The organism is Lyngbya aestuarii BL J (assembly GCF_000478195.2).
In the GTDB taxonomy this organism is placed as follows: Bacteria; Cyanobacteriota; Cyanobacteriia; order Cyanobacteriales; family Microcoleaceae; genus Capilliphycus; species Capilliphycus aestuarii.
Map to the genome: position 1 here is coordinate 1 of NZ_AUZM01000119.1, position 11,720 is coordinate 11,720.

11 protein-coding genes are annotated in these 11,720 nt (G+C 41.4%); 4 read left to right on the forward strand and 7 right to left on the reverse strand.

What is annotated here, in order from left to right:
* From M595_RS26090 to xth, 3 genes are all read left to right on the forward strand, one after another.
* Positions 1-871 (forward strand): aldehyde dehydrogenase family protein (locus M595_RS26090; RefSeq protein ID WP_023069596.1); only part of this gene is annotated, 871 nt, incomplete at its 5' end.
* A gap of 186 nt (positions 872-1,057) precedes the next feature.
* Entirely contained in the window at positions 1,058-2,695 is a 1,638-nt protein-coding gene (locus M595_RS26095; protein ID WP_040484705.1) for an acetolactate synthase large subunit, read from the forward strand.
* Between the two features lie 191 nt (positions 2,696-2,886).
* Positions 2,887-3,672: an exodeoxyribonuclease III gene (xth, locus tag M595_RS26100; RefSeq protein ID WP_023069587.1), complete on the forward strand. Its 786-nt coding sequence runs from the start codon at positions 2,887-2,889 to the stop codon at positions 3,670-3,672.
* A gap of 154 nt (positions 3,673-3,826) precedes the next feature.
* On the opposite strand, the gene M595_RS26105 is transcribed toward xth, so the two are convergent.
* From M595_RS26105 to petC, 4 genes are all read right to left on the reverse strand, one after another.
* Entirely contained in the window at positions 3,827-5,029 is a 1,203-nt protein-coding gene (locus M595_RS26105; protein WP_040484706.1) for a hypothetical protein, read from the reverse strand.
* Positions 5,026-5,226, reverse strand: a complete 201-nt coding sequence (locus M595_RS26110; RefSeq protein ID WP_023069593.1) for a type II toxin-antitoxin system VapB family antitoxin — start codon at positions 5,224-5,226, stop codon at positions 5,026-5,028. Before M595_RS26110 ends, M595_RS26105 begins: the two co-directional genes overlap by 4 nt.
* A gap of 564 nt (positions 5,227-5,790) precedes the next feature.
* On the reverse strand, positions 5,791-6,780 hold the full coding sequence (gene petA, locus M595_RS26115) for a cytochrome f (RefSeq protein WP_023069586.1): 990 nt from the start codon (positions 6,778-6,780) through the stop codon (positions 5,791-5,793).
* Positions 6,781-6,980: 200 nt separating this feature from the next.
* Entirely contained in the window at positions 6,981-7,520 is a 540-nt protein-coding gene (gene petC / locus M595_RS26120; RefSeq protein WP_023069589.1) for a cytochrome b6-f complex iron-sulfur subunit, read from the reverse strand.
* Positions 7,521-7,752: 232 nt separating this feature from the next.
* Here petC and M595_RS26125 point away from each other — a divergent pair, with 232 nt between their 5' ends.
* Positions 7,753-8,061 (forward strand): DUF3067 family protein, encoded by a 309-nt coding sequence (locus M595_RS26125; RefSeq protein WP_023069598.1) that lies wholly within the window; start codon positions 7,753-7,755, stop codon positions 8,059-8,061.
* 52 nt (positions 8,062-8,113) lie between these two features.
* Here the strand turns inward: M595_RS26125 and M595_RS26130 are convergent, their stop codons facing one another.
* The 3 genes from M595_RS26130 to M595_RS26140 form a co-directional block, all read right to left on the reverse strand.
* Positions 8,114-9,889: a PAS domain S-box protein gene (locus tag M595_RS26130; RefSeq protein ID WP_083492883.1), complete on the reverse strand. Its 1,776-nt coding sequence runs from the start codon at positions 9,887-9,889 to the stop codon at positions 8,114-8,116.
* An 80-nt stretch (positions 9,890-9,969) separates the two neighbouring features.
* Positions 9,970-10,998, reverse strand: coding sequence for a glutaminase A (glsA, locus tag M595_RS26135; protein ID WP_023069592.1), 1,029 nt, complete (start codon positions 10,996-10,998; stop codon positions 9,970-9,972).
* Positions 10,999-11,004: 6 nt separating this feature from the next.
* Positions 11,005-11,720: MinD/ParA family ATP-binding protein (locus tag M595_RS26140; RefSeq protein WP_023069591.1), on the reverse strand; the 716-nt coding region annotated here is incomplete at its 5' end.

Here is an 11,720-nt window from a genome sequence, read left to right on the forward strand (position 1 = left end):
GATCGCAGACATCTTTACTCAAGCGGGTTTTCCCGAAGGCGTCTTTCAAACCCTGTTGATCGGATCAGGTCAAGTCGCGCAAGTGATCAGTGATGATCGGGTGAAAGCAGGCACGCTTACCGGAAGTGAACCAGCGGGGATGAGTTTCGCTTCCCTAGCCGGAAAACACATTAAAAAAACTGTATTAGAATTGGGGGGTAGTGATCCGTTTGTCGTTCTCGAAAGTGCAGACTTAGAAGCGGCAGTTGAAACGGCAGTTACCGCTCGGTTGTTAAACAATGGTCAGTCCTGCATTGCCGCAAAACGGTTTATCTTAGCCTCCGCGATCGCCGATGAATTTGAACAGCGTTTGGTCGAAAAATTCCAAGCCTTAAAAGTTGGTGATCCGATGGCAACCGATACCGATATCGGGCCGTTAGCCACCCCAGACATTTTACAAGACATCGACAAACAGGTGAAAGCCTCCGTCGAACAAGGTGCAAAAGTGCTGATTGGCGGTCAACCCCTGGCACAACCGGGAAACTTTTATCCGCCTACCATCTTAAGCGATATTCCACCCGGAACCCCTCCCTACACCGAAGAATTTTTCGGCCCTGTAGCGTTGATGTTCCGAGTCTCCAGCCTAGATGAAGCGATAAAACTGGCAAACAGCACTGTCTTTGGTTTGGGTGCAAGCGCATGGACGACAGATGAAGCGGAGCGCGATCGCTTAATCTCCGAACTCGAAGCGGGTGCTGTTTTTATTAACGGTTTAGTCAAGTCCGATCCTCGTTTACCCTTTGGCGGAATCAAGCGCTCAGGCTACGGACGAGAGTTAAGTATTCAGGGTATTCACGAATTTGTCAACATTAAAACCGTTTGGATTAAGTAACACAAATTCGGAATTTAGGATTCAAAGCTAAAATAATTCAGGCAAAACTGAGCCATTGAATCTAAGTTGATCCTGATTGCAGTTAGTAATCAAGTCAACCGATTCATTCTCAGCTTTGAATCCATTTTCATTCCGATGGGCAATCAATTTCATCGAATTTCCTAATTTCCAATTTTTAGACCTGACATGAACACAGCAGAACTTCTGGTCAAATGCCTCGAAAATGAAGGAGTACAGTATGTCTTCGGACTACCGGGAGAGGAGAACATGGCCGTTCTTGAATCCTTAAAAGCCTCCTCCATTCAGTTTATTACCACCCGCCACGAACAAGGGGCCGCTTTTATGGCAGATGTCTATGGACGCCTGACCGGAAAAGCTGGAATTTGTTTATCCACCCTGGGGCCAGGAGCAACTAACCTAATGACAGGAGTGGCAGATGCAAACCTCGATGGTGCGCCTCTGGTGGCGATTACCGGACAGGTGGGAACCGATCGAATGCACATTGAATCCCATCAATACTTAGATTTGGTGGCAATGTTTTCGCCTGTAACGAAGTGGAATTCCCAAATTGTTCGACCGAGTAACACCCCGGAAATTATTCGGAAAGCCTTTAAACTTGCCCAAGCGGAAAAACCCGGTGCTGTACATATTGATCTCCCCGAAAATATTGCGGGAATGGAAGCAATCGGAGAACCCCTCCAACGAGATAAGCGTGAAAAAGTTTATTCTGCTTATCACAGTATGAATGAGGCAGCCGTTGCTATTTCTAAGGCTAAAAATCCGATTATTTTAGTGGGAAATGGAGCATTACGAGCTAATGCCAGTGACGCTCTGACTGAGTTTGCCACCCAACTCAATATTCCGGTTGTGAATACTTTTATGGGGAAAGGTGCGATTCCCTACACTCATCCCCTCTCATTGTGGACGACCGGATTACAAAAGCGCGATTATATTAGTTGTGCTTTTGAGAAGTCTGATTTGGTGATTGCTATCGGTTATGATTTGATTGAATATTCTCCGAAAAAGTGGAACCCCGAAGGCACAATTCCTATTATTCACATTAGTGCGACTCCATCTGAAGTCGATAGTAGTTACATCCCCATCGCGGAAATTGTCGGAGATATTTCAGACTCACTCAATGAAATTTTGCGCCGTTCAGATCGCACCGGAAAACCTGAACCTTATGGGCTAAAATTACGCTCATATATTCGTCGCGATTACGAACAATATGCCGATGATGATGGCTTCCCGATTAAACCTCAAAAACTGATTTATGATTTACGTCAGGTGTTAGGGCCAGAAGATATTGTTATCTCTGATGTTGGCGCTCATAAAATGTGGATTGCTCGTCATTTTCATTGCGATCGCCCGAATACTTGTATTATTTCTAATGGGTTTGCAGCGATGGGAATTGCTATTCCTGGTGCAATGGCGGCGAAATTAGTTAATCCTAATTTGAAGGTCGTCGCCGCGACAGGGGATGGCGGGTTTATGATGAACTGCCAAGAGTTAGAAACAGCTTTACGGGTGGGAACTCCTTTTGTGACAATTGTTTTTAATGATGGCGGTTATGGGTTAATTGAATGGAAGCAAGAAGACCATTATGGTGATTCTTCTTTCATTAAATTTGGAAATCCTGATTTTGTCAAATTTGCCGAAAGTATGGGATTAAAAGGCTATCGGGTAAACTCAGCAACGGACTTAGTTCCGATTTTAAAAGAAGCACTGGCGCAAGATGTTCCGACTGTGATTGATTGTCCAGTTGACTATCGAGAAAATGCTCGATTTAGCCAACGTTCAGAAGGGTTATCCTGTCCCATTTAAGTTACAAAACTCGGTTTATTGTAGGGTGGGTGACAACCCATGATTCAACTGCTGAGATGATCAAGTTTTTACTCTCACCCACCCTACTGAGTTGTAGCTTTGAAAAATAATATAGATTGTCAAAATGAACTGTTTTATGTAACAATAATCAAAGGGATAAATTTAGGATTTACTCATTCTATTAATCGATAATGAAAATAGCGACTTGGAATGTTAACTCTATTCGTACCCGCAAAGAACAGGTGTTAGCTTGGTTGCAGGCTAACCCTGTTGATATTTTGTGTTTACAAGAAACTAAAGTTATTGATCCAGATTTTCCCCGATCACCTTTTGAATATTTAGGGTATCATCTGTATATTTCTGGACAAAAAGCTTATAATGGTGTAGCAATTTTTAGTCGTCAACCTTTAGAAGATGTTAGTCTGGGTTTTACCGCTATTTTAGATGAAAATACCGTTCAAACTTTTGATGAACAAAAACGAGTCATCGCTGGAACAATTGACGGAATTAGAGTTATTAATTTATACGTTCCCAACGGTGCTAGTGTCGGAAGTGAGAAGTACATATACAAACTCAGTTGGTTAAAACTCTTAAAAGAATATCTCCAAAAAACTCTAGAAAAAACCCCAAATATCTGCGTTTGTGGAGACTTTAACATCGCCTTAGAAGATCGAGATATTCATGATCCTATTGGTCGAGAAAATCATATCATGGCATCGGACACCGAACGTCAAGCGTTAAAAGAGATTCTAGACTTGGGGTTAGCTGATGCCTTCCGCAAGTTTAACACCGAAAGCGGACAATTTAGTTGGTGGGACTATCGCGCCGCCTCGTTTCCTCGCAACAAAGGATGGCGCATCGATCATCATTATTTAAGTTCATCTCTGTATGAAAAAGCCAAAAGTTGTGTGATTGATAAAACGCCTAGAAAATTAGAAAAACCTAGCGATCATACTCCCGTTATTGTTGAGTTGTGAAATTTATTGAAAACTTCAAAGCCTGAAAAATTACAATATCTCTAGAAAATAGCTGGTTTTTGGCGATTTTTGAGCGTTCCAGATAGCGATCGCGCTGATGAAATCAAAAAGCATGACATCGCCACAAATTTTATATATTGATAGAATTTAACAGTTATCCCCAAGGAGAAATGATATCAATTTTTCTTTCAGAATATTGTATAATTTTCTGAAATTTTTGTTCATCCACATCCTGTGTTTCAGAAATATAATTATCAATATAACTCTTCAAAAGACTTTCGCCATGTTGTCTGGCTTCTATTTCTGAGCGTCCAAATGTTACAATTGTACAGTTATGAGTTGCTATGCGATATCTTTCTTGTAAGATCAGATTATCGGATAAGATTTGACTGATAAGAATATCATTAAATAATATTTGAATGATATAAATAGGTTCTTCATTAATTGGGTTTGTGATATAAGCATCTCGACTAATTTTTTTATACTTTTCTCTAACATATTTGAGATCTTGAACTAAAGCACTAGCAACTATTTGGTTGATTTTACAGATGTGCGTAAATTGAAAGTCTTCTCTTAAAGGTTGAAGATATTTTTGAAATTCATCTAAAAATCTTTTGTTAACTTTGTTGATATCTTCCTTTTTATAATTTTTATCCAAAAAATAAATACACAAAGCAGCAAAAATTAAAGTGATAGTTATTGATATTTTTGGGTAAATGAAAGTTAGCCTATATTGAGGGATATATTTATTTTTTTCTTCCTCTTCTAAAGATTTTTCCTTCAGATCGAAATTAAGCTCTATGAATAGTCTTTCAATATAGGTTAAAGTCTCTTCAAACTTAACGAAGTATCTAGATATTAAATCTATTGCAAATTCATCATAGATACCAATTTTATTGAAAGCCGTAATAAAGTATTCATTCTTTTTGAATCTTTCCAAATAAAAATCAATATATTTTTGATTTTCTTTAAGATGTTCCCAGGAAAAATAGATTTGAATAAAATTCAAGGAATCTACCTGAGAATTAATAGCGTTGACAAAAAGAATTGATGTTTCTCTTCTTTCTTTTTTATTAGCACGATCTGTTGAAGCTTTATTTACTAGATAAAGAGCTAAAACTGTGGATACAATTGGAAAATTTAAAAGGTCTTTATTTTCAACGATAAAGTTTTTAAAATTTTCATAATTATCAAACCCCGTCTGAGTAATAAAACCTGATAAGATAAAGCCTAAACTTGAATACAATATTCCTCTAGAATTTCTCTCATAAATAAAATACCGTAGTATACATCCAGCTATAAGAAAACCTATAAGTGCTGGAAGAACATCAATCAGACATTGAAGATAATTATTCATTGGTTTTGTCTTTGTTGCTTGTAATTATAATCTTCGTCATAGTCAATTGTCCCAAATAAATCCAAGACTTTGAGTTGTTTTCGACGTTGAATGTATTCGCGCAAAGCCGCTTCAATCAAGAGATTTGCAGTTGAATACTCACTTAAAGCAAGAGCTTCTTCCAGCAGTTTTTCATCAATTTTAAGGTTGTTTACCATGTATTTTGTCTAAATCTGATTTAGTGATTGTCTTATAAACCTATGTTACACAATCCCCTAAAAATTGAGGAGTCAGAAGTTAACCTGGAAGTCTCCCTCACAACTAACCTCTAACTCCTCAAGATAAAGATTCAAAAGTTAAGTTTTTCTAATCAATAACAGGAAATGGTTTTGAAAAATAAAAGTTTATGGGTAAAATCGGTTTTTTAATTGAGAAAATTTCTTAAATAGTTGACGAAATCATAGGGGTTCTGGTACACTTGAAGAAACACCTCCCAAGGGGTTACTCTGTCTACACGTCAAAATAAAGCCTAAAACCCTGATTCTGTGGTTAAATATCAGCACATCCTGACAGAAATTTTTAAACAGCGACGCATCAATTTTCAGCTTGGAAGCAAAAGCCCAAAATCGGCATCTTGACAAAATAGAGTGTTTGTGTATTGCTAAGTCAACAGGTTGAACAAAAAGAAGAAAATTTGAGGAGTCAGAAGTTAACCTTGAAGTCTCCCTCACAACTAACCTCTAACTCCTCAACATTAAGATTCGATTGAACCTTAGCCAATTCTAGAAGTTCATTTCAGCAGCTTGAACCTTTTCAACCTGTTTCTTCTTGAGAACCAGCAGAATTTGAGTCAACATCACCAAAGCAAAGAAAGCCAACAACCACTGAATGCGACCTGCACTTTGCAAGACAATTTCAGTATCCGCTTGACCAAAACCACCGACGTTAGGATCTTGGTTCAAGGGCTGACTAGCGGTGACATCTTGACCTTCTGAAACAATCAGTTCCGGGCCAGGAGGAACAGTATCCACCACCGTTTTACCCTCAGCCGTTTCAATACTGACTTGGTAGCCAACGCCTTCTTCAGAGGTAATTTGAGTAATTGTACCGGCCGCAGAAGCTTTGTAAACCGCGTTATTACTTTGGTTTCCAGCCGGATAAACCTGACCGCGACCTCGGTTTCCACCGACATGAACAGCATATTTACCGTAAGTCACAGAAGCATCTGTTCTCGGATCAGGAGAGAGAACGGGGAAGACAATTTCCTGGTATTGTTCACCCGGTAGCGGCCCAACCAAGACAATATTATCTTGATCTTCGCTATAAGGTTGGAAGTAGAGATCGCCCACTTCTTCCTTTAATTCTTCAGGAACTCGTTCAGACGGAGCAATTTTAAAGCCTTCGGGAAGCATCAAAACAGCCCCGACATTTAAACCGCCTTTGCTACCATCCCCTAAAACTTGCTGGGCGCTGGTGTCATAGGGAACTTTAACCACCGCTTTAAACACAGTATCCGGTAAAACAGACTGAGGCAGTTCAACTTCAGTCGGTTTAGCACCGAGGTGACAGTTTGCACAAACAATTCGTCCAGTCGCTTCACGGGGAGTCGCCGGTGCCGTTTGCTGCGCCCAGAAAGGATAGGCAGCAGCCGCTTGAGGAAGGGCAATATCACTGGTTAGAAAGAAAGTCACCGTTGCGATCGCAACCAGCGCCATCTTCCAAGTTGCCCGAATGCTACGATGCAGCATTGCAGTTTGGTCAGATTTTGACATTAGTAATGTTCTTAACTCGCTCAAAGTCAAAGGATTTTACTTGAGATTAGGAATCTTACCGTTAAATCTCCCCAATCCCAAATTTTATGTATGGCAGGGAACAGACAAGAGGGAACAGACACCAGTAGAACAAACAGTTCACCGTCTAGGATTTGTCATTACTCTCTACCCTAATCACCGTTTCAATTGCTATCAGTTTATTAAGCCCACCAAGGGTTTTCACCGGTACGGAAGTCGGTTTCTGTCCAGGGAGTAAAGCTAACTTTATCATCTTCAACATTGGTATGAGCCAACGCTAGAGACAAAGGAGCAGGTCCGCGAACAACTTTACCTTGGGCATTATACTGTGAACCGTGACAAGGACAGATGAATTTGTCTTCGCTACCGTTCCAAGGAACAACACAACCTAAGTGGGTGCAGACGGCATTAATGCCATAGTCTGCTAAGGTGCTGTCATTTTCTACCACCAAGTAGGTCGGATCACCTTTTAAGCCTTGGGCTAAAGTGCGATCGCCAGGGTTATGGTTGGCTAAAAACTCACTAGCAATTACGTCATTTCCGAGTGCATCTTTAGCAGTCACACCGCTTGCACCACCACCGCTTGAAGCAGGGATAAAATATTTAACGAAGGGGTAAAGCACACCCAGAGCTACGCCTGTGGCTGACCCAAACGTTAAAAGGTTCATAAATTGACGACGCCCCATATCGGGGACTTCCGGCGTTTCAGAAATTTGAGTCATAGTTGACGCAGTTGATTCTGTCTTATGTTAGTTTTCGAGAACTTTGGAGCCAACAAACAAAAAATGTATTGCAGATTCGCTTGAACTATTGCACCAAGTCTGCTATGGGTCAAGACCTTAAAGAATGATTCTGTACGGTTTTTTCCCATCATTAGAGCATTATTACATTTTTTTAACTTGGTCTTTTATTATTACAGAATGTAAATATGAGGGGTTTATTCAGGAGCGAGCCATGACGGGAAAAGAACTACATCAGCTAGTGTTGGACAAGTGGGGCGTATCCTATGACGTTCAGCTACGGCGAACCCGAGGCAAAGTTTTCTTACAGATCATGTGGAAGTATCTCGAACAGATGTCTTTTCCCTTGAGTGAGGCGGACTACATCGCTCATTTGAATGCGATCGCCCAGTATTTGAACGGATGGGGAAGTGTAGAGTTGGTGAAAGACTACATTCAAAATACGAAAGAAAAACCTCGCCTGGGTAAAGCGGTGAGTATTCCTCTCGATCTCGGAGAACGGGCTTCCGAGTGGATATTATGATCGGGAATAGGGAACAGGAGACACCGGGTCAGAGAACATGGATCGTTCATAATTATGAATTCTCAGTCCAAAATTCATCTAAGTTGATCTCTGCCATCTCTTGCTGCACCTCCTGAAAATAACTACTCTCAGTGAGGGTTGCCACTTCTTCTTGTCGTTTTTTGTGATCGATTTCAATTTTCAATTCTTCTAATTGTCGTCTGAGTTCATCTTCTTGGCGTTTGCGTTCAGTAATATCTTTGACAATGCCTTCATAATAAAGAACTTTACCCCGACTATTTTTCACGACACGGGCATTAATTTCTGTCCAAATAATGCGACCATCTTTACAATAACAACGGTACTCAAAACCCTTAACTGTATCCTGTTTTTGTAACAACTCTCTAAATTGTGTCCGCTGTTGGGGATTAACATAAAGTTGTTCGCCAATATTCGTAATGCTATTCATCATCTCTGTTGGGGAATCATAACCATAAATTCTAGCCAGTGCGGGGTTAACACTAATATATCGGCCTTGAGGACTCGATTGAAAAATCCCTTCTAGCGCATTTTCAAAAATACTGCGATAATTTTCTTCCGCAATTCGCAATTCTTCATTTTTTCGTTCTAGAGTTTTAAAAGAGCTTTTCAGTTGTTTTGCCATACTATTAAAGGAGTTACCCAAAGTCAAAATTTCCGTAATAAAACTGGGTTCTACCTCTTGATTAAGCTGACCTTGGGCGAGTTGATCGGAAGCCTGAGAGACCCGTTGTAGCGGTTGAGTCATCCATTTTCCCGTAAGAATAGCCATCACAATCGCTAAAAGTAATGCCGCAAAACACAATAGAATAGTATTGCGAGTATTAGCATTAATCTGCTCCATAAAATCAGCTTCAGGAACCACAACCACAATCAGCCAATCCAATGCAAAACCATCTTGAAAGGGCAAAACATCTAAAAACTTTTTTTGATCCCCAATTTTTATTTTTAGCTGTTGAGCTTGATTAATTTGATCAAACCCCTTAAATCTTTCAACTAAGTATTTTGCGGCTTCCCGAACTAATTTATCTTGACTATCTACTGCAAGCAATGATTGAGCCGTTTCGCCGCGACCAACCATCAAGGGTTCATCGCTGGAATTGGAAATCAAATATCCCTGACGATCTATCACAAACGCTTGCCCAGTTTTACCAATTTTTAGACGCTGTAAGAAATTTCTAAATTCTTCGGGTAAGACAACATCCGTTGCACAAACTCCGAGCAAATTATTCCCCAATTCATCGTACACGGGCAGACTGGCTGTAATATTAGGTAATTTTGTGGTAAAGGCAATATAAATATCCGTCCAAGCATATTCTTGTGCAGAAACCGCAGCAAGATACCAGGGACGTTGACGAGAGTCATAGGGCTTATTGGCTTCCCTCAAGTAATAGGTGCGTTCACCTCTAACATCCAATCCATAATACTGACGAATAAAATTAGTGGAGGGATTACTATAGGAGAGTTGAAGCGAACCATCTTCAGGCGATCGCAACACCCCAAAAAACTCGCCGTTTTGGGCGCTTCCACAGTAGACGAGGGCAACGCTCGGAGCAATCCTCATCTGTTGGTACAGGAGCCTCTCACCGAAGGCTGCATTCCTGATATCCAGGATGCCCGACTGAAAAGCAGTGGCATTGAGGCGGTTGATTTCGTGAGGGGTTTCAAAGTATCCCCTCAATTCTTTTTCAATGCGGGCTGTAATTTCAGAGCGAAGTTGTGTTGCCAATTCATTAACGGCTTTCTGTCCATTGCGAAAGGACAGATAACCCACCAAACCCACCACTCCCCCGATCTGTAGCACAAACATCAAGATTAACACCACTCTCAAGGGCAGATGGAAGGATAGAAGGGTTTTGAACAGAGATGATAGAGAAACACGATTTTTGTTCACCAACTGTCACCCTCACTGCCATCAATCCAAGCGGCTAAATCGCGATCGGGTTTAGCAACGTTAAACAAGTGTAAGCCAAAATCCCGTGAAAGATCTTCACAGACTTTAATTCCCCGCAGGCTATTGCCTTTAGCATCTAACAGGGGTGAAAACGTACCAACACCCAGTTTTCCCGGTGCAACGGCCGTAATACCGCCCCCAACGCCGCTTTTAGCCGGGATGCCAATCCGATACAGCCATTCGCCCGATCCATCATACATCCCACAGGTGAGCATCACGCTAATCACATCTTGGACATAACGTTCATCCAACGCTCGTTCTTGGGTAACGGGGTTGACTCCGCCATTGGCTAAGGTGGCTGACATCATCGCCAAGTCACGGGCGTTCACCATAATCGAACATTGTTGAAAATAGATATCTAAGGTATCCTCAATCTTGTCGCCGACCATGCCAAAGTTGAGCATCAGATAGGACATGGCCCGATTGCGGTTGCCGGTTGATTTTTCAGAGAGGAACACCGGAACATTAATTTCATGATCTCGCCCGGTATAACGCTTAAACATCTCTAGGAGTCGTTTCAGGCGTTCGGTGCTATTGTTTCCTTTGATCAAATCCGTTGTGGCAATGGCTCCGGCATTCACCATTGGATTATAAGGGCGGTTGGTGACTTCATCCAAGACAATCGAGTTAAACGCTTCTCCAGTGGGTTCAACGCCAACTTTGCTGTTAACGTATTCCCGCCCATGATCTTCGAGGGCCAAACCAAACACAAAGGCTTTGGAGATCGACTGAATGGTAAATAATTGGTCGCATTCCCCGACTTCAAACATCTGTCCGTCGGTGGTGACAACGCAAATCCCAAACCATTCCGGTTTGGCGAGGGTTAGTTCTGGGATATAATCGGCGATCGCCCCATCGTTGAATGATTTATACTTCTCATAGAGATCGTTCAAATAGTTCCGAAAGGGAGAAGTCATCGCACTAATTGAACTGGCGAGGGACTGCATATCTCCAAGATTTGACATTTTTGCTTAAGCCTCCTGAATCTGCTGCGCGACTTTCTGGAACTCCTGACTAACGGGGTGTTCTGGATATTTCACACAAAAGACCCCTTCGCTGGCAAGCTGCACTAAATCTTCCGATAGGGGAAATACTCCGGCTACGTTTTCGTTATAAGTTTCTTCGACTTTTTGTTTGAGCGCATCTCGATTCAGGGTGCTGTAAACTTTATTGATCACCAATAGCATTTTGCGAACTTTCAGTTGTCGTGCCACATCCATTGTCACTGCCGTTCCTTGATAATCTTGTTTGTCGGGGCGTAAAATCAAGATCAACACGTGGGAAATAGCAATCGATAAAAAGGTTTCTTTTGAGAGTCCGGGATGGGTATCAATAAATAAATAATCCAACTGAAGTTCTTTGACGAGACGACGAAAGCCGTCATTCATCAGCTTGACATCGTAGCCATTCTTTAAAATCCGGGCAATATCGTCGGCTTTAAAACTAGAAGGAACCAGATACAGTTTGCCGTTTTTTTCTACTCCCACATTGGCGCTCACATCATAGGCTGTTTCTTCAATGGGAGTATCGCCCCAAAGGTAATTATTCAGGGTTTTATCGGTGGGTTCGAGTTCCAGACTAAATAGGTTATGAATACCCGGAGAAGGTAAATCGGTATCTACGACCCCAACCCGATATCCTTGGAGTGCAACCGTTGTTGCCAAATTGGCAGTAAAGTTTGATTTAC